The organism is Paenibacillus sp. FSL L8-0333 (genome assembly GCF_037965665.1).
Taxonomy (GTDB): Bacteria; Bacillota; Bacilli; order Paenibacillales; family Paenibacillaceae; genus Paenibacillus_AQ; species Paenibacillus_AQ odorifer.
This window is the reverse complement of record NZ_CP150186.1, coordinates 5789154-5813447: the sequence shown is the minus strand read 5'-3', so window position 1 is coordinate 5813447 and position 24294 is coordinate 5789154. Positions and strand designations below refer to the sequence as shown.

At 45.2% G+C, this 24294-nt stretch carries 21 protein-coding genes and 1 other annotated feature (1 of these 22 cut by a window edge); of the genes, 11 read left to right on the top strand and 10 right to left on the bottom strand.

The annotated features are described in order from the left end of the window. Window positions 1-47: 47 nt before the first annotated feature. The 4 genes from NYE72_RS25910 (at window position 48) to NYE72_RS25895 (ending at window position 5275) form a co-directional block, all read left to right on the top strand. Window positions 48-584 (top strand): hypothetical protein, encoded by a 537-nt coding sequence (locus NYE72_RS25910; RefSeq protein WP_076128012.1) that lies wholly within the window; start codon window positions 48-50, stop codon window positions 582-584. A gap of 18 nt (window positions 585-602) precedes the next feature. Further along, the gene (locus tag NYE72_RS25905) at window positions 603-1184 is read left to right on the top strand and encodes a hypothetical protein (protein ID WP_339210744.1); all 582 of its coding nucleotides are present in this window, start codon (window positions 603-605) and stop codon (window positions 1182-1184) included. A gap of 155 nt (window positions 1185-1339) precedes the next feature. Then, complete coding sequence (locus NYE72_RS25900; RefSeq protein ID WP_038573215.1) at window positions 1340-2008, top strand: alpha/beta fold hydrolase; 669 nt, start codon at window positions 1340-1342, stop codon at window positions 2006-2008. 243 nt (window positions 2009-2251) lie between these two features. Then, window positions 2252-5275 carry a carbohydrate binding domain-containing protein gene (locus NYE72_RS25895; protein ID WP_339210743.1) on the top strand — a complete coding sequence of 1008 codons (3024 nt, stop codon included), beginning with the start codon at window positions 2252-2254 and terminating at the stop codon, window positions 5273-5275. 455 nt (window positions 5276-5730) lie between these two features. Here the strand turns inward: NYE72_RS25895 and NYE72_RS25890 are convergent, their stop codons facing one another. Continuing rightward, window positions 5731-6759, bottom strand: coding sequence for a LacI family DNA-binding transcriptional regulator (locus NYE72_RS25890; protein ID WP_094903751.1), 1029 nt, complete (start codon window positions 6757-6759; stop codon window positions 5731-5733). A gap of 123 nt (window positions 6760-6882) precedes the next feature. Here NYE72_RS25890 and NYE72_RS25885 point away from each other — a divergent pair, with 123 nt between their 5' ends. Further along, window positions 6883-8583 (top strand): glycoside hydrolase family 13 protein, encoded by a 1701-nt coding sequence (locus NYE72_RS25885; protein ID WP_339210740.1) that lies wholly within the window; start codon window positions 6883-6885, stop codon window positions 8581-8583. Window positions 8584-8621: 38 nt separating this feature from the next. Here the strand turns inward: NYE72_RS25885 and NYE72_RS25880 are convergent, their stop codons facing one another. Then, complete coding sequence (locus tag NYE72_RS25880) at window positions 8622-9722, bottom strand: M23 family metallopeptidase (protein ID WP_339210738.1); 1101 nt, start codon at window positions 9720-9722, stop codon at window positions 8622-8624. A 254-nt stretch (window positions 9723-9976) separates the two neighbouring features. Between NYE72_RS25880 and lipA the strand changes: the two genes are divergently transcribed. Both lipA and NYE72_RS25870 read left to right on the top strand, forming a co-directional pair. Beyond that, on the top strand, window positions 9977-10882 hold the full coding sequence (gene lipA, locus NYE72_RS25875; RefSeq protein WP_036685320.1) for a lipoyl synthase: 906 nt from the start codon (window positions 9977-9979) through the stop codon (window positions 10880-10882). A 202-nt stretch (window positions 10883-11084) separates the two neighbouring features. Beyond that, entirely contained in the window at window positions 11085-11819 is a 735-nt protein-coding gene (locus NYE72_RS25870; RefSeq protein WP_339210736.1) for a YutD family protein, read from the top strand. A 588-nt stretch (window positions 11820-12407) separates the two neighbouring features. On the opposite strand, the gene NYE72_RS25865 is transcribed toward NYE72_RS25870, so the two are convergent. From NYE72_RS25865 to ylbJ, 4 genes are all read right to left on the bottom strand, one after another. Then, entirely contained in the window at window positions 12408-13847 is a 1440-nt protein-coding gene (locus NYE72_RS25865; protein WP_339210734.1) for a S41 family peptidase, read from the bottom strand. Between the two features lie 80 nt (window positions 13848-13927). After that, complete coding sequence (locus NYE72_RS25860) at window positions 13928-15112, bottom strand: copper amine oxidase N-terminal domain-containing protein (RefSeq protein ID WP_036685319.1); 1185 nt, start codon at window positions 15110-15112, stop codon at window positions 13928-13930. A gap of 146 nt (window positions 15113-15258) precedes the next feature. Further along, window positions 15259-16062, bottom strand: a complete 804-nt coding sequence (locus NYE72_RS25855) for an NAD kinase (RefSeq protein WP_076105311.1) — start codon at window positions 16060-16062, stop codon at window positions 15259-15261. A gap of 74 nt (window positions 16063-16136) precedes the next feature. Continuing rightward, on the bottom strand, window positions 16137-17399 hold the full coding sequence (ylbJ, locus tag NYE72_RS25850) for a sporulation integral membrane protein YlbJ (protein ID WP_339210732.1): 1263 nt from the start codon (window positions 17397-17399) through the stop codon (window positions 16137-16139). A gap of 412 nt (window positions 17400-17811) precedes the next feature. Here ylbJ and NYE72_RS25845 point away from each other — a divergent pair, with 412 nt between their 5' ends. Continuing rightward, a complete protein-coding gene (locus NYE72_RS25845) occupies window positions 17812-18195 on the top strand; it encodes a globin (protein ID WP_038573207.1) in 384 nt (127 codons plus the stop codon). Window positions 18196-18231: 36 nt separating this feature from the next. Continuing rightward, a complete protein-coding gene (locus tag NYE72_RS25840) occupies window positions 18232-18948 on the top strand; it encodes a DUF2225 domain-containing protein (protein ID WP_038573205.1) in 717 nt (238 codons plus the stop codon). A gap of 79 nt (window positions 18949-19027) precedes the next feature. Here the strand turns inward: NYE72_RS25840 and NYE72_RS25835 are convergent, their stop codons facing one another. Next, window positions 19028-19258, bottom strand: a complete 231-nt coding sequence (locus NYE72_RS25835) for a hypothetical protein (RefSeq protein WP_036685307.1) — start codon at window positions 19256-19258, stop codon at window positions 19028-19030. Then, window positions 19255-19446 carry a YycC family protein gene (locus NYE72_RS25830; RefSeq protein WP_076105309.1) on the bottom strand — a complete coding sequence of 64 codons (192 nt, stop codon included), beginning with the start codon at window positions 19444-19446 and terminating at the stop codon, window positions 19255-19257. The genes NYE72_RS25835 and NYE72_RS25830 overlap by 4 nt, the downstream gene beginning before the upstream one ends. Before the next feature lie 118 nt (window positions 19447-19564). On the opposite strand from NYE72_RS25830, the gene NYE72_RS25825 reads away from it, so the two are divergent. After that, on the top strand, window positions 19565-21364 hold the full coding sequence (locus NYE72_RS25825; protein ID WP_339210730.1) for a M3 family oligoendopeptidase: 1800 nt from the start codon (window positions 19565-19567) through the stop codon (window positions 21362-21364). A gap of 613 nt (window positions 21365-21977) precedes the next feature. Continuing rightward, on the top strand, window positions 21978-22388 hold the full coding sequence (locus tag NYE72_RS25820) for a hypothetical protein (RefSeq protein WP_036685297.1): 411 nt from the start codon (window positions 21978-21980) through the stop codon (window positions 22386-22388). Window positions 22389-22541: 153 nt separating this feature from the next. Here NYE72_RS25820 and NYE72_RS25815 read toward each other — a convergent pair whose 3' ends face one another. Both NYE72_RS25815 and NYE72_RS25810 read right to left on the bottom strand, forming a co-directional pair. Continuing rightward, window positions 22542-22772, bottom strand: a complete 231-nt coding sequence (locus NYE72_RS25815) for an alpha/beta-type small acid-soluble spore protein (protein ID WP_036685295.1) — start codon at window positions 22770-22772, stop codon at window positions 22542-22544. Between the two features lie 201 nt (window positions 22773-22973). Next, window positions 22974-23948 (bottom strand): aldose 1-epimerase, encoded by a 975-nt coding sequence (locus NYE72_RS25810; protein ID WP_076105307.1) that lies wholly within the window; start codon window positions 23946-23948, stop codon window positions 22974-22976. A gap of 134 nt (window positions 23949-24082) precedes the next feature. Further along, window positions 24083-24294: a binding site (T-box leader), on the top strand; it runs 28 nt beyond the window's last position.

Genomic DNA, 24294 nt, shown 5'->3' with positions numbered 1-24294 from the left:
TAGAGCGGCATAAAATAAGATAAGCTCAAGTACGGGGAGGATAGCGCATGCCAAACGATTCAGTATTTAATCAGAGTAGCCAGCCACTCTTTACAGAACAAGTCAACACGTATGTTGCACCTGGTATAGATTCAGCTCCGGAGGGAGGAGCGGCTAAGGCGGGGCTATTGTTTGGAATCCCTTTTACTTCTACGGTAACGACTGCTGCACCGTTAGTTGTTCAGATTAGTAATCCGGCAGGCAGCGGACGTACATTGTATGTATCCCGTGTTGCAGCTAGCTCGGCAACAGCTGCGGTTACGTTATCTCTACTTCGGAACGCTACGGTCACCGGAACCACCGTTACACCGATAAATTTTAATTTTGGAAGTGCGTTAACCAGTGTGATGACGGCCAGAACCTCGACTGCTGCCCCTACGGGAGGTCCGGCCACTCTAGTATCTTTATTACTGGCAGCGGGTCCCGTCATTGTTGACTTTACTGGACAAATCGTTGTTCCTCCCGGAAATTCCATAACCACGTCCATCACGATTGCATCGGGAACTTCAGCAGCGACAACATCTATCAGCTGGTGGGAATATTAGAACTGGGAGGGGATAATCATGCCTAATCAATATGTGTTTAACGACAATGATCAACCTCTTTATGTGGATATGGTCAATACCTTCCAATCTCCGGATATCAGCGCGCCACCTGAAATAAGTGCTTCGAAGGCTGCGGTCTTGTATTCTACCAGCACATCCGTGTCTAGTTTGGTCGTACTTAGTCTTATTTCTGCAATTACTTCTATTCGGATTAGTAATGCTGCTGGCAGCGGAAAAACCGTATATATATCTCGTATAAGCGGCAGTATCGGCGGATCTTCTCTGCTATCGGCTATGTCTGGAAGCTTTACAATTGTCAAAGGGGGGACGTTAACCTCTCCTGCAACCTTGACACCAACAAATAATAATCTCGGAAGCGCGGCTACAAGTGCGATGACCGTTCAATCTTCAACAGCGGCAATTAGCGGGGGGACGACGCTTTACAATTATCAATTAGCCCCAGGCGCTTTCTCACAGAACTTTACGGGCAGCATCATCGTTCCGCCGGGGACTGCTATTTGTGCTAACGTAACTTCATCTAGCTCGGCCGTAGGTTTAACGATTACTTCTGCACTCGGTCTTCTTTGGTGGGAACAATAGAATATATATTTTATTTTGAACCTATAACGGTGGTGAACCTTGACATCATTTGGTTAAGGTTTTACATAGAAGGTTGGAATGAATAGAAAATAAAGGGGATTGGCATTATACAATAAAGATGGAATTCAGTTTGGAATGTGAAAAGAGGGACAATTATGGAAAGTTGTTTATTTATTCATGGCTTTACCGGAGGTGAGCATGAAATCTCTCCCTTGTCCCAGTTTATGGAGCAGCATAATTATCGTTCCAGAACATTTACCCTAAAGGGGCACGGGGGCAGCAGGAATGATTTACTGCATTCGGATCGACATGATTGGCAGCAAAGTGCTGAGGATGAATTAACAGAGCTGTTAAAGACAAATGACGGAGTTCATCTGATCGGTTTTTCAACCGGTGCTCTTATTGCTTCACATCTTTCAGTGCGCTATAAACCTTGGATTAAATCTCTCACTTTGTTGTCTACCCCTGTGTTTCCGCTGAATCCTGTAGAAATTATTAAGACCCTTGCGAGCTTTTCCATGCTAAAAACTTATATTAGTAAATTCAGTTCAACGCCTCCAAAAGCAACTCGAGAGTTCCAGCGACTGGTTCGTGAAAGCTTTTCTGTTTATCCGCATATTGAGACTCCAACCCTGATCGTGCAAGGGAAACGGGATCATCTAGTGAAGACTAGAAGCGCCGATTACCTACGTCATCATATGATCAAGGCGACCCAAAAACAGGTGCTGATGGTCGACAACAGTGGTCATATGGTGTGCCATTGTGAAGAGAAGGACCGAATTATGAATGAAGTCTTGCAGTTTATTCAGAGTACAGGACGTTGAACTCAAACACTAAATATTCAACCCCAAGAGCTTCCGAAATAGGAGCTCTTTTTTTGTTGTGCATTTCAATTTTAAGGCTTGACAACGCGTCTGGTGTCATGGTAATTTTTAGTAGGGAAACCGGTTTCCCTAAAATTCGTTTGTTTCTATGCCAAAAACATCGCTGGAAAGGTCGTTTTTAATCCAAGAAGTAGGTTTTAGTGTGTTATGAATACGCTTTAATAAGAGAGGGAGATGCGCGCGATGAAACGTAAGTTATGGTACGTGCCCGTTCTGATTACATCTATTCTTCTTTCTACTGTGATTAATTTATTCATATTAGCGCCACAACAGGCAGATGCGGCCAGCATCGGTACGATTAACGAGAATGATACCATTTATCAGATTATGGTTGACCGGTTTAATGACGGGGACTCTTCCAACAATGCTACGGGAGCGGCAATTCGCTATGGCGAGAACTCTGAAGAAGATTTCCGTTATATGAAAGGCGGAGATTGGCAAGGGGTGATCGACAAGCTGTCTTATATTAAAAATATGGGGTACACCGCGATCTGGATTTCCCCAGTGGCGGAGCCGCAAATGACGAATCGGGAGAACAATGGCAGCGGTAAAAATACAGCGTATCACGGGTACAACGTTAAGGACCCTAACGCAGCCAATCCCTACTTTGGTACAAAGGAGAAGCTGAAGGAGTTAGTGGATTCCGCACATGCGGTTGGCATCAAGGTGGTGATCGACGTTGTGCCGAACCATATCGGGGATTATATGCTGGGTACCCAAGCCTACTATGATATCCCTAGTCTGCAGCCAGCAGCTCCTTTCAATAACCCGGCTTGGTATCACCATAATGGAGATATCAACTGGTCTTTGGCAGACGGAAGATACGATCAATGGGCACAGGATTACTTAGAAAATCATGATCTAGGCGGACTGGATGACATTGACTTCGATGTCCCTGCTGCTAAAAAAGCCGTATTTGATTCGATTAAAGGCTGGTTTGACTATACAGGAGCAGATGGTGCGCGTGTAGACGCAGCCAAGCTGATGAAGCCGACTGATATTGGTGAACTGCAAAATTATCTGGGGGTTAATACCTTTGGCGAGAATTTTGACGGCAATGCTGAATTTGTCTCACGCTGGGTCGGCAACAACAAGGAGTGGGGCATGCTTGATTTCCCAATGTTCTTCTCCGTTCTAAATAGCTTCGCATATGGGCAGTCTTTTGACTCCAATATTAAAAGCACCTTGGCACAGGATTCCTACTACAACGGAAATGCCAATCACATGGTTACCTTTATCGACAATCATGACCGCAATCGTTTTCTCACAGAAGCTGGAGGAAGCGTAGATAAGCTGCAGAACGCTTTGACTTTTATTTTTACAGTGCGTGGAACACCCGTAGTCTTCCAAGGTACGGAACAGAACAAAGGCAATGGTAATGGACAGATTATGACGGGAGGCATCGCCGATACCTGGAACCGCTGGTCCATGGTGAAACGGGATGCAAACGGCAATGTATTAGAGAATTATTTTAATGAGAATGCCAGCACCTACAAGCACGTAGCCAAACTTAATGAGATTCGGAAAAATAATCCGGCACTCCGTACAGGCACTCAACGTGAAATGTGGTCTGCACAGAACTTATATGCTTTTTCACGTCGTATCGACACTGGAACTAATCTGGGGCAGGAAGTTATCTCCGTATTTAGTAATAAATCCAGCGGCTCGCAGACCGTTACCATTCCACTGCGTGCAGAGAGCAGCTTGGCAGTCGGGACGGTTCTTTATAACCAGTTGAACACTTCGGATACGGTAACTGTACAATCGGGTGGAGCAACTGGCAAGCAGATCACTGTAACCGTGGGTGCAAATGCAGCCAAAATCTATGCAAAACAACAGCTTCCTACAGATACAGTGGCTCCAACTGTACCAACTAACGTGACCGCAACTGTTCAAAATGCATCCAGTGCTTTAGTAAGCTGGACCGCTTCCACCGACAATGTAGGTGTGACCGGATATGAAATTTATCGCAACGGCGTCAAAGTGGGTACATCCGCAACTACTTCATATACGGATAACGGATTATCCGCCAGTACTACGTATGACTATACGGTAAAAGCAATGGATGCAGCAGGCAATCTATCCCTCCTTAGCGCGATTGCTTCAGTGACAACACCAGCGGGGAACAGTGTCACTATTTACTATAAGCAGGGCTATACCTCGCCTTATATTCATTATCGCCCTGTAGGAGGAACTTGGACGACATCACCAGGTGTGGCGATACCTGTCTCTGATGTAGCAGGCTACAACAAAATAACGATTAATATCGGCTCAGCCAGCCAGCTTGAAGCTTGCTTTAACAATGGCAGCGGTACTTGGGACAGTAACGGGGGCAGCAACTATTTATTTAGTGCCGGCACCTGGACTTATACACCAACTGGCAATATTCAATCGGGTGGACCAGTGACGCCGACACCAACGGTAACGCCGACACCATCACCAACTGTAACGCCTACACCGACGGTAACGCCGACACCGACGCCAACCGTAACACCAACAGCAACACCAACGCCAACACCGACGCCAACGGTAACGCCGACACCGACCGTAACGCCAACTCCGACACCGACCGTAACGCCTACACCAACGCCAACGGCAACACCTGTCGGCAGCACGGCAACGATCTATTATAAGAATGCGGCTTATAGCAGCTCTTATATCCATTATAAGCTCGATGGTTCAACGGTCTGGACGACGTCTCCAGGCGAGCAGCTCCAAGCTTCTGCTTTTACAGGATATAAGGCGGTTACGATTCAGCTGGGCACGGCAGCTGGGCTGACCGCAGCCTTTAATAATGGCAGTGGCACATGGGATAACAATGGCGGCAATAACTATCATTTTGCTGCGGGCACCTGGAGTATGGTGAATGGCAACATCACCGCAGGAGAACCACAAGCGGATAGTGTTACATTCCGAGTAACTGTTCCTGCGTCTACTCCTGTGAGTGGTCCCGTTTATCTCTCCGGTTCCTTCAATAGCTGGAATGTGGCAGATCCGAACTACCAACTGACGAAGGGCAGTGATGGTATTTACTCCATCACACTAAGTCTACCGGCGGGAACAGCAATTCAATACAAAGTTACACGAGGCGCTTGGACTAATGTGGAGGTGAATTCGAATGGATCGGATCTTTCCAATCGAACTCTTACGCCATCAGGCGGTACACAAACCGTAAATCTGACGGTTCAGCGCTGGAAGGATCTATAAGCTTCATAATATCTACAGTTTAAACACAACAAGGAGCGGCTCCCGTATGGGGCCGCTCCTTGGTAAGCAGTATGAAGCTTTTTAATTGCAGAAAGTACAATTAGACTTTCTGTTTGAAGCTGGTAGAAAGATTTAACTGTATTTTGTACAGTAGAATTCAGGAAAAAGGCTGTTTTTTGCCGATTTCACGAGTTTTGACTGCACAAAGTGCAATTAAATCGAATGTTACCCATCTTATAAGGATTTCTATTGCACAAAATGCAATTAAATCCGATGTAGCCATTTTAGCTACTCAAATTCGATCAAGCTAAAGCAGTTACTCCAGACAATCAAGCCGAATCAGCACTCAGCGCAATAAAGCTCAGTCAGCTACACAAGCTCAATCAAGCTCAGTTAGTTACTCCAGACAATCAAGCCGAATCAGCACTCAGCGCAACCAAGCTTCTGCCTCCTCACTAAGTTCCCGCCGGGAACTGGGATCTCATGGTTGACTCACGGGGAATGAGTTCTGGCTCGAGAAGCAAATGCCCGGTAGGCATGTTGTTATTACGAATGCGTTGCATCAGCAGCTCGCCTGAAGATACCCCCAGCTGGAACGTGTCGATATTCAGAGAGGTTAGAGGTGGCGTAGTATAACGGGACAGAGGATATTCATCAAAAGCTGCGATGCCGAGCTGTGATGGAACATGAATATCCAGTGATTTTGCAGCTTGAAGCACCCCGAAGGCAACATAGCTGTTCATGCATACTACGGAGTCTGGTCGATCTTCGCTCTGTAGAAGCTCAAGTGCAGCATGATAGCTCTCATGTTCATCAGCCTTACAATTGATAATCCATTGCTGCTGATCCGCAAGATCTGCTTGCTGCAATGCTTGCAAATATCCACTCAGACGATGGGTATAAATCTTTTCCTGCTGCTGCCCGCCTATGAAGGCTATTTTGGAATACCCCTGCTTTATTAAATGTGAGGTCAGCATGCCGCCGCCTGCTTCATTATCGAAATCGACCCAGCTTCCGGGAGTCATAATTTCGCCGATGGAGATGTAGGGAAACTCCAAGCGGTTCAGTTCTTCGCAAAGCTCTTCCGTAAGTACGGAGTTATTCGCTATGATTCCGTCGACACGTTTGCTGAATACAAGTCTATTTAGAAAATGTCCTTCCGGACTACTGTGCTGCACATTGGAAATAGTCAGCTCGTATTTTAAAGGCGCAATTACACTTTCTATTCCACCGATGATGTTGTAGAAAAACTGGTTTAGAAATTCACTTTCCTTGGACATATCGACCAGGAGACCAATATTACAGCTGCTTTGTCTGGCTAATCCAGTAGCGATACTGCTTGGTGTATAGTTCATCTGCTTCATAATTTCGCGAACCTTGTGTTTCGTTTTCTGTGATATTTTTGGGGAATCGTTTAATACTTTGGATACAGTAGATTTAGCCACATTGGCTGCTTTGGCAATATCAGATATGGTTACTTTCATTGTCTTCCCCTCATAATCCGGAACGGTATTTGTAACCATAATAACACAAATTTAGCAGTCTCTCTAATCACAAAGAGTCTCATAGATTTAAAGATAAAAGCATAAAAAAGGAGTTTGGAAGTTATGCCTCATACATGGTTTTTATATCATACAAGTGAAGATCCGTTTGCCTATCCTGTGGGTACGGGCATCTTGAAGCTCAGACTGTTCACGCAAGCTGGACAGCAATTATCCTGTACCGTCATCTACTCAGACCGTTATGATTCTCCGGGGCATGAAGTTCCTTTGCAGATGGAGCGGATTGGGTCGGCAGGTGTTTATGAGATACATGAAGCGGTCATTGAGAACCCTACGAAAAAATGCAGATATCTATTCCATGTAACTAATCCTGCGGGTGAATATGTCTGGTATGGAGAGAGAGGGGCGTCGGAGAACCGCGAACGTGCGGGTTCTTTTCAATATGCATATCTCCATCATTCTGAGGCGTTGAAGTTACCTTCATGGAGCATGGATGCAGTAACCTATCAAATCTATCCTAGTAGTTATAACGAAGGGACCTTACAAGGCATTTCTGACAAAATGCCCTACTTGCAACAGTTAGGAGTAAACGTTGTTTATATGACGCCTGTATTTGAGTCTCCTTCAGAGCATAAGTATAATACCTCCGATTACTATAAGGTTGATCCAGTATTTGGGGATATGGAAGGATTGAAGGCGCTGGTCAGCCAGGCACACAGGCATGGAATCAAAGTGATTTTAGACGCTGTGTTTAATCATTCGGGAGACCGCTTTTTCGCGTTTAAAGATGTGTTGGCAAAAGGAGAGCTATCTCCGTATAAAGATTGGTTCTTCATTCATTCCTTTCCGGTTACGCAGACGCCTGTACCCAATTATGAAACGTTTGCCAAAGCTGAAGCGCATATGCCAAAGCTGAACATGGACAATCCGGATACGGCGAATTACATGATTGAGGTTGCGAAGTATTGGGTGCGCGAGACAGGGATTGACGGCTGGCGTCTGGATGTGGCCAATGAAGTTAATCCGCGTTTTTGGTCCCGGTTTCGGCAAGAGCTCAAATCTGAATATCCTGAAATCCTGCTGATCGGTGAGATTATGCATGCTTCTGGGCCATGGCTTAGAGGGGATCAGTTCGATGGAGGGATGAATTATGTGCTTCGTGATGCAGTGTTGGAATTTTTTGCGGAACAATCTACGGGGCCAGTTCGCTTTATGGAGCAATTGCTCCATCAGGAGGCATTGTATAATGACCAGGCGAATTCGGCAATGTTTCAGTTGCTTGGCAGCCATGATACCCTGCGGTTTCTTACGGCATGTAAAGAAGGTGGGCGTGGTTGGGACCACGTGAGTACCGCTGTTGAACGTATGATGCTGGCTGTTTTTTTCCAGATGACCTATATCGGTATTCCAATGATCTATTACGGGGATGAGGTTGGGATGGAAGGGGCGACAGACCCCCACTGTAGAAAAGCTATGATATGGCAAGAACAAGCTCAGAATGCAGTGCTGCATAAGTGGTATCAACAATTGATTTCTCTGAGAAAAAGCCATGAAGTTCTGCGCAAAGGTTCGTTTCGTCCTTGGTTTACTGATGAAGTTCGTAATGTGTTTGGCTACATACGAGGTGTGGAGCACGAGAAGATAGGGCTGATTATCAATAATTCTCCAAACCCGTACCAACTAGAGCTTAGCCCATATCGAGCTGATAAGAACGAATTAACTGATTTATTGTCTGGAGCAACTTTTAAAAATAATAATAAGCTTACGGTCAGCATTGAACCTTTTGGCTGTTTGATGTTGTATTAAAAAAGAAAAGGCCCCTCTCTAAGGAAAGGGACCTTATTCTAATTTACAGCACTTCTTTTGCTTCTTTTGTTCTTTAAGTCTCTATATTCCTGTTTCTCCCATTGTTTCAGTAACGGAAACGGATCAAAAGCCCATTCGGTAATTCCGCGATCGCGGTAAATGCCAAAATGTAGATGTGGAGGAAATTTTCCTTGTGTACCGGGATTGCCGTAACCCGAGCTGCCTACCCAGCCAATAATCTCACCGGGGGTGACTATATCTCCGCGAGAAATGGTTTTGTTATATCCAGATAGATGAGCGTAATAATGGTAACGGTTCTCGATATCGCGAATGCCAATTCTCCAGCCACCGTACCGGTTCCAGCCTTTTGTCTCTACTAAGCCAAAGCAGGTGCTTCGTACTGGCACTCCTTGAGGTGCAAATAAATCTGTTCCTTCATGGATACGTGCTCCGCCCCAGCTTCTTCCAGTACCCCAAGTGCTACGATAAGAATAAAGGTTACTTAGGGGAAGCGGGAAGGCATTGCCGGATAGGTCCAGCCGTCCAAAATGTTCATATAACTTCGCGAACTGGGTAATGCGCTGCGAGGCGCGGCCATTGTGATAATACTCCCAGACCCCGATACTGAAATCACTAGCGGATTGTCCATACTTCAATAAGTGTCTAGCCATACTATACAGAACGTCCGCATCATTCTCTGGATCAGCAATGCCGTCTCCTGAGCCATCACTGCCAAAACCATCAAAGAAGCTAATGGATTTCGGGGAAGTATCCCCTTGATCCGGGTTAAGTGGACCAGCCCATACTGGTGCCGGGATTATTATCGCTGTAAGGCGCGTGGAGACAGGCTGCCCTGAGGCTCCCTTTTTGGCGAGCGTGCGTTCATATTGATCAATGGCTGCGAACCTAAACCAAGGGATACCAGTAGCTGCGCTCATTTGCTCATAAATCTGTCTACGGCCAGACCATTGCGCTTCTTTGCTAGCACTAGCGGGATCCCCGCTGCTCATCACCGGTTGGATAGTAGGCCGCGCTACAGCTGCTGCAACGGGAAGGTTTAAACCACCCCAAAGGATAGCGGCCGCGGACAGGCATAACAGGGTTCTCCGGTTTTTAATATTTTTAAATAGGGCCAGCAAGATAACAGCCTCCTTTTGTCCGGGCATTAAATTGAATGTAGTCACTTCGGATGAAGCTTTTTTATAGATTGGTGCAAAATACTACTTTTTATCCGTTCTTGTCTAAAGGTACCAGAAAAATCTCGCTGGAAACTCCAGATGATACACCCTGCATATTTCACAAAAACAGGCAATTGTAAATCGCACATGTTATAATATGAGGCAGCAACTTTCATCTGCAGCATCACATTCAGGAGGAAGCGGGGTTTATCATTTTGTCTAATAAAACAGCAAAGCAACCTAAACCGGATTGGATTAAGATTAAGCTAACTACCGGTGACAACTATCAGGAAATCAAAAGCATGATGCGTTCCAAAACTTTACATACCGTATGTGAAGAAGCTAGGTGTCCGAATATTTATGAATGCTGGGCAAACCGTACGGCTACCTTCATGATTTTAGGTGATATTTGTACACGCGCATGCCGTTTTTGTGCAGTAAATACAGGGATGCCTACAGAACTGGACCTGCAGGAGCCTGAACGTGTAGCTGAAGCTGCAGAGAAAATGAATCTTCGTCACTGTGTGGTGACTAGTGTGGCCCGCGATGATCTTGCGGATGGTGGCGCTCAGATTTTTGCTGAGACGGTCGCGGCGATTCGTAAACGCCTTCCGTTATGTAGTGTTGAAGTGCTTATTCCAGACTTTTTAGGAGACCGGAATAGTCTTGAGATTGTCATGAACAGTAATCCAGACATTCTTAATCATAATATTGAGACCGTGGAACGGATGTCAGATCGTGTACGGGCTAAAGCGAAGTACCCTCGTTCCTTGGAATTGCTGCGCAGAGCCAAGGAAATGAAACCCAATATTCCAACCAAATCGAGTATCATGCTTGGTGTCGGTGAAGAGTGGAATGAGATTTTACAAGCAATGGATGATTTGCGAGCCGTAAATTGTGATATATTGACTTTAGGACAATATTTGCAACCCACTCCAAAACATTTAAATGTCGAGAAATATTATCCACCGGAGGAATTTGCACTGTTGAAGGAAGAGGGAATGAAGCGTGGCTTCAGCCATGTGGAATCAGGCCCGCTAGTTCGCAGCTCTTATCATGCGCATGAGCAGGTGAAGTCTGCAGCTCAAGCTCGCGAGGAGCGTGCGGTTTCTTCTAGCTAATTATTGCTTTTCTGTGGTTTAATTCACGGAGAATGTTAGTAAGAGGAGGAAGAGCGACAGCGTTCTGAAATCTCTGCTCTTAGGTTACCCATAAAAATCGTTGATTTGCGTCATTGGAGGGGAATATTGGAGCTGTAGGAGCGGTTCGAGAACAGCGACCGAAAGCCCAATATTCCACATAGATGGCGGTATAATCAACGTCATGATTCCCAAAGAAAGGCAGGCGGCAAAAGCTTTGATCGTAATAGGCGGAAAAGGCTATGAACTTATGTTGGATCATAAGGATGGTTGGAATCCGGAGGCATTTCGCGGGAGATATAGCGAGGTGCTGGAAAGATACGACTATATTATCGGTGACTGGGGTTACAGTCAGTTGCGTTTGAAAGGTTTTTACCGGGACAACCATCCTAAGGTGAATCGGGATACAGCGATTTCGGGTATGGTTGATTATATTAATGAATACTGCAATTTTGGGTGCGCTTATTTTGTGCTGCATAAATTGAAAGAGGTACCACAAGAAGGCATGTTCAAGGATATTTTGATCAAAGAATTACCGGAGCCGAGTGATGAAGAGGCCTTGGAGCAAGAATCGGAAGCTAGTGATGAAGCGGCTGCAGATAAAGAGTTTTCTGCTAAAGAAACATCCTCTAAGCAAGGCTCGAATCACTCATTGGCATTTAAAGAGATGACTTCTTCTAAGGACAATATGGCGAAGGATAGACCTGTGAGAGAACATCAGAGCCGAAATCACCGGGGCAAGGATTCACAGGGCAAGAAATCCAAAAAGGATTTCCAAGGCAGACCGCCACAAGGTCAGTCTCAGAAGCCCCAAAACACACCAAAACCTCAAAGCGCTCAAAACAACCAGAACAATCAAAACAATCAAAATAATCAAAACAACCAGAACAATCAAAACATAGAAAATTCACAACCTTAATGATGAAAGCTGAACCATAAGTAGAGTCCTTCTACGAATGAGCCAGCTTTTTTTCTTATAAAAAATAGCAGAGCAGCGTTTCTCCCGGTACTTGGAGATCGCTGCTCAGTGTTGCTGTGTGTTGCTCAGTGTTGCTGTGTGTTGCTCAGTGTTGCTGTGCTGCTCAGTGTTTCTGCTACTCTGTGTTGCTCTGCTGCTCTATGCTATTAGTCGTTGGCTGCTTGATCCAGCAGTTTCATCATCCCCCGAGGCTTAAGGACCCAGATGCCGTTATGTGCGAATTTTTAGCCTTTTGAGCAGGGTTTCGGACTCCAATGATGCTATTCGTTAGAAAGAGGGGAGTAATTATGGTGTCTTTTATACCAATAGCGACTATGGGGTCCGATAGCATAACAAATATGGATTAATATTGCGATTAGGGTCATCCATGTCCGATAGGTGCTACAGATGTTTCGTAGGTGCAAATATTATCAAACTAAACAAAAAACAGGAGTTGTCCCAACGGCCATTTCATGGCTTATGTGACAACTCCTGTTTTTACTCATGGTTGCTTGATTCAGCAGCTTAATGATTAGCTAGATTAAGGATCTATTTTACAGATAATTTCAATTGTTTCTGTGTTGCATTGTAACTCCATACAAGCGCAGGGAACTTCTTCTTAAAGGCATTTAATTCAATGAAGGTCTCGCCGTTCTGAGAAAGCGCCTCTTTGGAGGACAACGTAAAGCCGGTCGCTTTACCTGTCCCGTTCGTTACGATGACTTTTTTGTTCTTGGCATCCCATGTGATGTCGCCTTCGATCAGTGCACCTAGTACGAGCGAAGAAGCATAAGTCTTATCTCCTTGCTTTATTAGACCCACATTACCAGCAAAGGCAACCCCGTTGACATTCAAGATATGATGATCACCGGAAACCTCAATGCTTTTCATTCCTGCAATCTGTAGAGCGGTAATCAGCTGCGCAGTTTTGCCTTTAACCTCAATATCCGGTGCAAGCCCGATGTGATTAAAGTCTTCTTTATTTGGAGTTAGGTATTTCTGCGTAGTCAGCTTCAGCATGTCTCCATTGGACATTGGAAGCAGGCTCTGAATACGTGCTTTGCCGAAAGAACGAGTGCCTACGACGGTAGCGAGCTTATTGTCGCGTAATGCGCCAGTAAGCGCCTCAGAAGCGCTGGCAGTGTACTCATTCGTTAGAATAACGACGGGTACGCCTATTTTGCTGCCACTGGCAATCGTTACTGGAGTAAGTGCTCCGGTTTGATCGGAGGTATACATCATGATGCCTTTATCCATGAAATTGGAGACAATGTTGTATGCCGAATCCATATAGCCGCCTAAGTTGTCACGCAAATCAAGCACCATCGATTTCATACCTGCTGCACGCATCTTTTTCAGCATAGCGGCAAATTCTTCATCGGAATTCTGTGTGAAACCACTCAGTGTGATGTAGGCTATCTTCTGTCCAACAATAGTTCCGGTAACAGAAGTCGAGCTGATTTCATTTCGGGTTACACGAAATGATTTAGTCACTCCATTCCGGAGCACCTGCAGAGTGACCTTGGTGCCTGCGGCTCCGCTTAACTCGTCTCCTTCGGTCTCTTCAACGGGGATTCCGTTAATTTTGACTATCGTATCACCGCGTTTCAGACCTGCTTGTTCTGCAGGCGAACCGGGTGTTATGTCTTCGATGTAGAGTTCTGTTGCGGTATATTGCAATCTAACACCAATACCAACGTATTCCAGATCAACATCATGTTCAAATTGTGCCGCTTCCTCGGTATTGAAGTATTGGCTATAAGGATCATCCAGGGTGTTCACCATGCCGTCAATGGCTCCACGAATCAAAGTATCCTTATCTACACCGGAGAGGTTATAGTTCTCCAGAATATTCATGACTTCATTGATAAGATCACGGTTATCTGTAGATGCCTGAGCGGCATCGGCAGCAGAAACTACTGGAGCAAAAGTTAGGGATAAAGCCAGACAGCTGCCTAGAAGTGCACTTATTACTTTATTGGATTTCATGGAATCATACGCCCTTTTTATATAATTTATAAGATAAGAAAGTATACACTGCACGAATTAACTTTCTGTGACGTATGGTTTTAGGATTTCACAAGTTTATAGTAAACGCTATAGGTGTTATCAGTAGTCCATACCCCGCTATCCGACTTGGATAAAATGAAGATAGTGCCTTGCTCAAAAGTTTCCTCTTCACTGGCATCTTTCTCTTTGTTTTCCACATAAATAGCTGCTTCTTTGGCGCTAAAATAGTAGATATTTGAAACGCTTGGAGTATAAGTGACGTCGTATGAAGTAAAGAAATCTTCCAGATCTTCCTTAAGGGAGGTATCATATTCTTCTCCGTATGAAGTCATGGTGGAAAGAACAGCCGCCGGATTTTGTTCATTCATAGCTTGATAATATTTGGTGATATTACCTTTGATGGCATCCGCATCATTTTGAGGAATGTTAGCTGCTGTTTTTAGAGCTTGTTCACGAGTCAGCAGTATCACGGAGCTTTGGGATTCCACAGATGATATTTTCCAGCTTCCATTCTTGCGGACAAGTGTATACATGTATTCGTCCTCTGTATCTGGCGTATAAGCCCCACCTGTCCGGCGAGAGCTTTCCAATGTATAAACAGTAGCGTCATCGCCTGTAATATCAATGATTTCCAAACTTTCAATAGTATTTTTTATATCAAAAATCTCAAAGGATGCATTGAGATCCGCCACTGACTCCGCATTAGAGGATTCTGAATCCATAAGGGAATAGAAGCTAATTGCTTTTTCTTCATTAAAATACTTATTAGACAAACGGATTAATGCTGTAATCGCTGCTTCGTCCTTATCTTTGGATACTGGGGTGGTAATTTGCACGCTTCTGCTGGTTGAATTCCAGACGGCTGTGCCTCCGGTTGCCTCTGCGATAAAACGTAAAGGAATGTATGTAGTGCCAGCTGAGGAGACTGGTGCGGTGGTCAGTTTTTTCACGGTTCCGTTAACGGTTGCACGGTTGCTGCCAATTTTCAGGCTGATCGCCAGATTTGAACTTTTACCTGTTACTGTTCCAGTCTTGGCATCCCAAAGCACCTGCAGTCCAAGCTTTTCGAAGATGACCCGGAAAGGGACAAGTACAGAATTGTTCGCTAAGTAAGGGGTTCCTGCGGTAAAGGAAACCTTACTGCCGTTGATATAAACATCAATCGGTTTTGAAGCAGCAAAAGCCGGGACCGCCAGTATCAGGGCCAGAAGACTTATGCTCAAGAGGGATAATAATTTTTTCAACAGTACTCTCTCCTTTTATGTAACTCTTTGTAAAATAGCCTCATTATACCATTTGATTTCTCTCTATGTCTATCAATTGGTGTTAGTTTTGTCACACCAAAAAGAGCCGGAGATATTGAAATCTCCAGCTTTTTGATCCCCTGATCTCAGACTAAGAAAGCTTCACGGACACGGTTCCAGAATGGAAACGGACGATATCTTGCGAAGCTGACTTTTTTGTCTGAAACTTGACAGCGTACTGAAATCAGGTCATCAACAGGAATGTTGTTATGATCTACGGTGAGCAGCAAACGCTGGTCTTTACATGAAAAAATGTCACAATGATGATGCTTTGGCAGTAGTAGCGGCGAGCCCATTGTCCGGAATACACGGTTGTTAATAGACGCGATTTCGGCAATCTGCAGCGCTTCTATTGAAGGGTGAACCATAGCGCCCCCTAGGCTTTTGTTATAAGCTGTACTGCCAGAGGGAGTTGAAATACAAAGTCCATCGCCCCGGAACATTTCGAAGGTGACATCGTTGATGTCGATTTGGATCATTATAGTTCCATCCACCCCTTTAAGGGTAAATTCGTTGAGGGCAATGTGAGACGAAGATCCCGATTTTTTGTGAATCTCCAGCTCTATTAATGGATATTTCACAATACGCGGTTTCTGCGGCTCAGATTCACCGGTTCCGCACATATAATCGATTAAGGTGGGCAGCTCTTCTGCTTGCCAGTCCGCATAGAAGCCGAGGTGTCCTGTGTGCACACCTACAAAGGCTAAGTTGGGAATCTGGTCGATAAAGGTATGAAAAGCGTGCAGCATTGTGCCGTCTCCACCTATCGAGATGACGATTTCCGGAGACTCGGCATCCAGTTGCAAATCCCGCTCCGCCGCCAGCTTGTGAAATTGCTCGGCAAGTTTGATTGACAGCTCATCACCGCGGTCCAGAACATAATATCTCAAGATGTACAAGCTCCTTTATATAATTCCGTCATACACCGATCATAATCAATCTTGCCCCGGAACACAATATGTAATCAACTTCGGCGCATCAATCGGAGCATTGCCATAAAGGCAGGGATAAGCAGTGACACTAGAAGAGCAGCGGCTAGTATAAGACTCAGTAGAGCTAGACTGGCAGTGACACCTGAGGCTGATGGTGTAAAGGCAGTGGAGGCAGGCAGAGAGACCCAGGCAGAAGACAATCCTGATCCCATCACAGGCTTCCATAGCACCACCACGAGACCTGCTGCGAGTATGGCATGTATTAGTCGTGCAGTTAAGAACGGCAGATAACGCAGCCCGGTACCGTTCAAAATACTGGCGACTTGGGCATGTACAGATAATCCGCCCCAAGAGAGAATAAAGGCAGCTGCTGCGACCTTGAATTGAAGCGGGATGGAAGAAGCGGCTTCACCAGCAGAACGAGCACCTATGGTGACCTCGAACAATCCGCTGATCAAGGCCTGAGCTAATTCGGGAGGCCCTCCAACAAGGGAGACGAGAGATCCGGCCAGGCTAAATAGTGAGGGCAGGATTCCGGCACGGGCAAGCAGCTCCATTAGCACGTTGAAGAATACAACCAGACCCCCTACGACAATAATAAGCTGTAGCGAGGATTGGATCGCTCCTTTTAACAGTTCCCCGAAGCTCCGTCCATCCTTGCGCCGGGCTTCGGACATCGCAAGGAGTGCGGCATGTATTCTGCCGAATCCTTGTTTTGCTGGAGCAGAGGGGGTGTCAGAACTACTTTTTGTTAGGTCTTGGGTGGGAGTCTTTTGTTCCTTACGTCCATGAAATGACATTAGGAGACCAACCATTAAGCCACTTCCGTAGTGGGCTAGTGCCAATATTAGCCCCAAAGAAGCATCGCGAAAGAACCCAACGGATACCGCCCCTAGTAGAAAAATAGGATCGGAGGAGGTTGTAAATGCTACAAGGCGTTCACCTTCGATTCTGCTGATCAGCTTCTGCTCCCGCAGCTTAGCGGTTAATTTGGCTCCAACGGGATATCCTGATACATATCCCATGGCCGCGACAAAACCACCGCTGCCAGGTATACCGAAGAGGGGGCGCATCAGTGGATCAAGTAAAGCGCCGAAGAGATGGACAATGCCTAAGCCTAGCATGATTTCAGAAATGACGAAGAAGGGAAACAGTGAAGGGAAGAGCACGTCCCACCAGATGGCCAGGCCACGTAAGGCTGCGGCAAGAGATGCTTCAGGATGAAGTAACATCAGCAGCATACAACCAGCCAATATGAATCCCAGCAGCGGGCCGCCAATCTTTTTAAAAGTCATAATTAACGCCTCCTGGTCTATGGTTAGATGTATGCAAAAAGAGGGACAAACAGCACAAAAAAATGGAGAAAGCGGTTACAATTATCTGTGCTTTTTCGCAGGAATTATGATATTATGTAATAAATAAATGCACCCTCTGTTACACGATTAAATGGGATGGAGTGATGGCGATGAGCGTTATAGCCGGAGTTCTCGTTTGTGCTTTTGTATATGTAATCCGGGTCTCTCTCGTCCCTCCTGGTGATGAGGAATTTAGGACCTACTAACCTTACTCTTCAGGCGCTGAACTATAGTTTAGCGCCTTTTTTCTGTAGTTTAGAGAGCACTTTCGACGGATATCCGTGTTATGCTTATCTTTGGTATAATAAAATAAGTAACGTTTCATTAATATGGAAGAAGGCTGGTAACCTCAATGAATCCAAATGAGAGTATATATGACAATCTAGGGGGGGCTGAAGCACTACATCGGTTGGTGGAAGTGTTCTATGCCAAGGTACAGCTTCATCCGCAGCTGGGACCCTTGTTCCCTGAAGATATTACTCCAGTTCTGGAGAAGCAATATCAATTCCTGACACAGTTTTTTGGCGGGGGTCCGCTTTATTCGGAATTACATGGACATCCCATGATGAGAGCAAGGCATATGCATATTCCTATTACACCAGAACGTGCTGATGAGTGGCTACAATGTATGAAAGAGGCACTGGTGGAGACTGGAGTCGAAGAACCACTGCGTTCATTCGTGCTTAGCCGCCTTGCAGGTCCTGCACATCATTTTGTTAACATGCCCCAGGAATAACAAGGGACAGGTTGATCCTGAAAGGAATGAGAGTACTTGACAGAGTTAATACCCCTATATTCTATTAAGGTCAAGTGTTGCAACTGTGAAAATGAATTTTCAACCTCGCGGGTACGTCCTAGTCTAAAAAAGGCTATTCGGCGTGATGCTGATTTCTGCGCGTATTATAAAAATGAGAATCCGGATTATTATGTTGTACGGGTCTGCCCCAATTGCGGGTTTGCCTCCACAGAAAATTCGGCTGACAAGCTGACGGAACGTCAGCGTAAGGCATTTAATGAGCAGGTAGGGAAACGCTGGAAGAGCCGAGACTTTGGGGAGAAAAGAGACTGGGAAACTGCGCTCGAGACCTATAAGCTGGCGCTTTTATGTGCTCAGAGTATTAACGATAAAGATCGGATTATTGCAAGTCTGCTGCATCACATTGCTTGGCTCTATCGCTACCAAGGGGAGACTGAGCAGGAGAAGCGTTTTTTACGTTATTCTTTGGACGAGTATGTTAAGGTCTATGAAAAAGATGGCATTGCCGGCAATGATGCCCGGCTCATGTACCTGATCGGCGAACTTAATCGGCGCATCGGAGAATACTCAGTGGCTGTGATGTGGTTCTCCCGTCTGATTAATGATCAGAAGATTATGGATGCGGCGATGATTCGAGCGGCACGTGAGCAGTGGGTTATTTTACGGGAGCAAATGCGTGCTGAGGCTGTAGAGGTTGAGGTTGATGTCGAAGGCTTGTCTTCAAGTTCATAACGATTTGCGAACAACAAAAAGCGCAGAAGAGAATTTAATTCTCCTCTGCGCTTTGTAGAAAGAAAATGTTAGGATTTGCTTATCTGACAGCTCGATCGAACAAAAGGTAATCGCCGTCATTATCTATAACTGTAGGACTGGCGCTGCAGCAGGGGAAGACAAGCAGTTTTTTCTTGCCGTCACGAACGATTTGTAATTCTTTTGGCTTCATAGGCAGAAGCACATTCTCTGAGTTGCAGAATGGACAGTATTGCACATACATATCGCCTAGAATGATGTCATAAGGCCAGGTATGACTAAAAGGAATCATTGTGAGTCCTTCCCAGAAGGAGTCTCTTCATTTTCGCCCTCAGTTTGTGGGGGATTTTGTTTTTTGGATAGCTCCGCTATTTTTTGTAGTAAAATATGTTGGGGCATATGCATCAAGTGTTCCAAAGGAACGCCTAGTTGCTTGGATAACGTAATGGCTGTTTCCGGTGAAATTTGTAGTGGCTTCATATGAATGCCCTCCTAAAGTTTATCGGCTATAAATGTTCAGATATCGTTATTCACTTTACCATGGTGTTAAGACAATTACAAAGAAAGTCAAATGAAAGCAAAGGAATGGTGAGTACAAATGAAACAACCGTTATCACTGACTTGGGAACTGGATACTATTTTTCCGGGGGGGGCTTCGTCTGCAGAGCTAGAAGGTTTCTTGAGCAAGCTTGAAAAAGATATTTTATCTTTACAGGGCTTTGTGAAGGATGCTGTGGCACCAACGGATGTTGCGTCAACAAAAGCATTGGATGAGGTTATAGCATTGCTTCAGAGCTGTTCAGGAAGACTTGTGGAGGTCACTTCCTTCGCAGACTGTCTAGGCGCTCAGAATCAGATGGACAAGGGTGCGGTAAGACTGGCAGCCAAAGTGACAAGCATGCGCGCCGGATTCGAAGGGATCAGCTCGCAATTTAGCAATGTACTGCGTCAGACTACGGACAAGGTATGGGCTGAGTGGATGGCTCGTCCAGAGATTGCTCCTTTAACGTTCGTACTGAGCGAGAGCCGTGATTTGGCCCGTGAGAAGATGAGCCCTGAGCTGGAAAGTTTAGCGTTGGAATTAGCTGTTGACGGATATCATGGATGGAGCGGACACTATGATACGATTGTAAGCTCAATCAAGATCCCATTTGAGGATGAAGAAGGAATAAAGCTGCTTTCTGCAGGTCAAGCTTTTAATAAGCTGGATGATCCAGATCCAAAAGTGCGTCAAGCGATGTTCCATAAATGGGAAGAGGCTTGGACTGAAGCGGCAGATAATTGCGCAGATACTTTAAATCACTTAGCAGGCTTCCGCCTGAAGCTCTATAAGGGCAGAGGCTGGGACGATGTTCTAAAAGATCCGCTCAGCATCAATCGTATGACACAGGACACCTTAAATACGATGTGGGACGTAATTACGAAGAGCAAACCTGTACTCGTGTCCTACCTTCAGCGCAAAGCCAAGCTGCTGGGGTTGGATTCCCTCTCATGGGTCGATGTCGAAGCTCCCGTAGGCAAATCCTCCGGCAAAATCCCTTATGATCAAGCTGCGAAGGATATCGTCACACAGTTCCGTAAATTTAGTCCTAAGATGGCTGAGTTTGCAGAGCGTGCCTTTGATAATAACTGGATCGAGGTTGAGGATCGTAATGGCAAACGTCCTGGTGGATTCTGTACTTCCTTCCCTGAGAGCAAAGAATCACGGATATTCATGACCTACAGCGGCACACCTTCCAATGTTTCAACATTGGCCCATGAGCTGGGACATGCCTATCATTCCTACTTGCTTGATGATCAACCTGTATTTAATCAGAATTATGCAATGAACGTTGCAGAGACCGCTTCAACCTTTGCAGAAGTGATTGTATCTGATGCTCAGGTTAAAGCTGCGGGCAATGCAGAGGAGAAGCTGGCACTGCTTGAAACGAAGATACAGAACAGTGTGGCATTCTTTATGAACATTCACGCTCGATTCTTGTTCGAGACTCGCTTTTATGAAAAACGTAAGGAAGGCCTTGTAAATGCTGAGGAACTGTCTGCTCTGATGGTGGAAGCACAGAAAGAAGCTTTCTGTGGTGTGCTTTCTGAATACCATCCTCACTTCTGGGCGTCGAAGCTGCATTTCTATATCACAGATGTACCTTTCTATAATTTCCCGTACACTGTTGGTTATATGTTCAGTACAGGCTTATATCGTCTGGCATTACAAGAGGGAGCTTCTTTTGCAGACAAATATGATAGCTTGTTGCAGGATACCGGCGTGATGACATTGGAGGATTTGGTGCTCAAACATTTGGGTGTGGATCTGACTAAGCCAGATTTCTGGCAAGGGGCTACAGATTTGATCGTGGCTGATATCAACGAGTTCTTGGAGATGACTGAGCATTTAGCATGAAATGTCTAAAATAAGACAAATTTCAGTGCGCTAAAAATAACGAAATTTCAGTGTGAACACGCAAAGACCCCGGTTAAGGGGTCTTTTTTTAATGGTTAAATGTCGAAAACTCCCGTTTTATAAAAATTAATATACGAATGATCTATGAATTTTGCGCATTACTAGGGATAATAACCCAATTTTGTAGAATAATGTTGTTTGACGTATTTAAGGGGTCTATAATGAGCCTTGAGCCTTATATAAGGCTTGCAAGGAAGACTAATGAGCTTAGCTCAAAAAGCTTAAGTAAGCGCTTACTAAGCCGATTTGTACGAAGTAAACTCGAAGTAGCTAAGCTCACAAACAATATAAATCGAACCAGAAACTTGGGAAAAGGGGAAGGAGTGGCGGAGGGGAATTTTGGAACTGTAAGAGCGGGAGCGACCGCCTTTGTCTCCGAATTTCACCCGCTGTACGCGTAAGAATTCAAGAAATTTGGAGACAACAGCGGCTGGAAGTCCAAACATTCCCCGCAGTAGCGACGGATCCTTAGCCTAAATATTTAGGGTTCGATTTATAAAAGACGAAGTGAACTCGAAGAAGCTAAGCTCACAAAACTTTTAGGAGGAAAGATATGCTTAAGACAGAACAGCTATCATTAGCAAGACAGATGGATTTGGTGTTTAGGGAACTGCAAGAGGAATTATCGGGACTATCTTCCGGTACGGTATTTGTGCAAATACGAAATAATACCATTGGCAAATTCGGCATACGTCATCACCCTCTAGCCGGTCGGGGTGGTGGATTCACAGAAGTAAAGGAAGGAATAACGGAGAGTCAGCAGTCTTCTTTTCGTCTAATGGCACTGGAGAGTCTGAAATACAAACGGCGCTGGACTCATGGTGAGATCAGCTATGAATTCGCTATAAGACAGGGAAAGCTAATCGTAGATGCTACGCTGGAGTCCAATTATAATATGGCGAATCTGATGATTCGATCTCCCCGTAATGCTTACGCCGAGAGTGCTGATCAATTTTTAAGTTAAACGTTTTACATAAAGATTGCATGCAGCTCGGATTATAGGGTATAAATTAGAAAAACCTCCCACAGCTTCTGGAAGAAGTGTGAGAGGTTTGAAAGCTAGTCGGCAATGGGCTTTTTAAGACCTCAGCCGGATAAAACACTTAAGATAACGATGTTACTGACGACCGGACAGTTGTTGTTCTGCCAGTTGTACTAGACGTTTAGTGATGTAACCTCCCAAAGAACCAGTTTCGCGGGAAGTGTAGTTCCCGTAATAACCGTCAGCTGGGATCGTTACTCCAAGCTCTTGTGCTGCTTCATATTTCAATTGTTGCAACGCTGCATTTGCTTGAGGAACTACAAGGTTATTGGAACGGCTGCTACGACCTTGACCTGCTTGACCCATGTGTGTCACCTCCTTCGCCCGTTGTGAAGATAGTATGAGCGCTAAGAGGCTAATTCATGCATGCTATCGAAAGGTTTTAAGGATGGTAATTATTAGTCGATTAAAAGTAAGGGTAGGAAAGCCTAAATAACTAAGCTCGCACAAAAAATCGGCCTTCTCTTACGTAAACGCAAGGGAAGACCGATATAATGTATATCTGCTTTAATTCTCGGGATAGATCATTTCCAGCATAGTGGACAGCTCAAGGCTTTGACCTGGTTCTACCTTCAGCAAGCCAGTGAAGGAAGGATCGTCGGAAACGTTAGGAGCATCCGGGAGCCAGGTATAAGGTTCGATGCACAGAAATTGATCGGCTGGTCCTTTGGTATACAGGACCCAGTGGCGAAAAAGATTCTCGTCGGCCGTATAACGAAGACCATAACCATCATCGCGTAATAACAATGCTTCTACGGGCTGCTTGTCACCAATACGCAGAGCGGTATCAAAATTAGTTCCCTGTAGGTTAATTCCAGAATTTAGAGACTCTAGATCACCGAGTGGAATTAGATTGCCGCTAGGGAGCAATTCATCGTTTAGTTCATAAATGCTGTTTACGGGCAATTTGAGATTCCAGCGTTCAGGTTCTCCATCGATCATAAACCAGGTGTGATAACCGATCCCAAAGGGAATACGATGATCGCCGAGATTTGTAACCTTTAAAGTCTGGCTGAGCCGGGCATCCTGAAGCCTGAATGTCATTTCGAATTTGAGTGGAATGGGAAATTGCTCCATCCAGTGTGGATCATCTTCAGTAAGGAATTCAGTAGTGACTGCACAACCGTCCTCGTCTTCTTCAATATCGCTGACACACCAGGATTGAGTCCGGTGTAGACCATGGATATGATTGTCACCAGCGGTATTCTGGTCAAATTGATAACTTGTACCCTCGAATTGAAATTTTCCTTTACGAATTCTTCCGGGTGGAATTAAGAGCGGGATGCCAAAATGGTAAGGTTTTTGCATAAAGAAAGCTTGATCGCTTTCATCAGGCCGCCGCAGAATTTCCCGTTGTTCCTTTACATCAAACAATGAAATCACGTTGTTTCCTAGTCGCGGCAAAAGCGTGACTTCCAGTTCGCGGCTGTGCAAAATATAAGTATCATAACCGCCCCACTGCCCTTTGGTCACCTGTTTCATGAGATATGCTCCTTTATCGTAACTGTAATCGAATAGAACATGGATAACCTTATCATAACAGATTTATACGGAAGTGGTTAAGTGATTTGACAACTTCTCTTTATGGTTCTATGATGAAGGCATTAAATTATGATGAGAATGTGATGACGGGGACAAGTAGGCAGGAAGTGTACCTTCAGAAAGCCGGTGGTTGATGCGAACCGGTAGGACACTCTTGATGAATGGACCCCTGAGCGCCGCGCTTGAACGGGAGCAAGATACCCTAGTAGACCGGCCGGATCTTCCCCGTTAACGGAAGACTAAGGCTGTTTCCTTTTGACTATACAAAGGTTTAGCAGCGAATAAG

Coding starts and splice junctions, on each gene's coding strand:
- NYE72_RS25905 (WP_339210744.1), top strand. CDS start 603: ATGCCTAATCAATATGTGTTTAACGACAATGATCAACCTCTTTATGTG.
- NYE72_RS25885 (WP_339210740.1), top strand. CDS start 6,883: ATGCCTCATACATGGTTTTTATATCATACAAGTGAAGATCCGTTTGCC.
- NYE72_RS25870 (WP_339210736.1), top strand. CDS start 11,085: ATGATTCCCAAAGAAAGGCAGGCGGCAAAAGCTTTGATCGTAATAGGC.
- NYE72_RS25900 (WP_038573215.1), top strand. CDS start 1,340: ATGGAAAGTTGTTTATTTATTCATGGCTTTACCGGAGGTGAGCATGAA.
- NYE72_RS25865 (WP_339210734.1), bottom strand. CDS start 13,847: ATGAAATCCAATAAAGTAATAAGTGCACTTCTAGGCAGCTGTCTGGCT.
- NYE72_RS25910 (WP_076128012.1), top strand. CDS start 48: ATGCCAAACGATTCAGTATTTAATCAGAGTAGCCAGCCACTCTTTACA.
- NYE72_RS25815 (WP_036685295.1), bottom strand. CDS start 22,772: ATGGGTCAAGCAGGTCAAGGTCGTAGCAGCCGTTCCAATAACCTTGTA.
- NYE72_RS25890 (WP_094903751.1), bottom strand. CDS start 6,759: ATGAAAGTAACCATATCTGATATTGCCAAAGCAGCCAATGTGGCTAAA.
- NYE72_RS25825 (WP_339210730.1), top strand. CDS start 19,565: ATGAAACAACCGTTATCACTGACTTGGGAACTGGATACTATTTTTCCG.
- NYE72_RS25835 (WP_036685307.1), bottom strand. CDS start 19,258: ATGATTCCTTTTAGTCATACCTGGCCTTATGACATCATTCTAGGCGAT.
- NYE72_RS25820 (WP_036685297.1), top strand. CDS start 21,978: ATGCTTAAGACAGAACAGCTATCATTAGCAAGACAGATGGATTTGGTG.
- NYE72_RS25895 (WP_339210743.1), top strand. CDS start 2,252: ATGAAACGTAAGTTATGGTACGTGCCCGTTCTGATTACATCTATTCTT.
- NYE72_RS25810 (WP_076105307.1), bottom strand. CDS start 23,948: ATGAAACAGGTGACCAAAGGGCAGTGGGGCGGTTATGATACTTATATT.
- NYE72_RS25845 (WP_038573207.1), top strand. CDS start 17,812: ATGAATCCAAATGAGAGTATATATGACAATCTAGGGGGGGCTGAAGCA.
- NYE72_RS25830 (WP_076105309.1), bottom strand. CDS start 19,446: ATGAAGCCACTACAAATTTCACCGGAAACAGCCATTACGTTATCCAAG.
- ylbJ (WP_339210732.1), bottom strand. CDS start 17,399: ATGACTTTTAAAAAGATTGGCGGCCCGCTGCTGGGATTCATATTGGCT.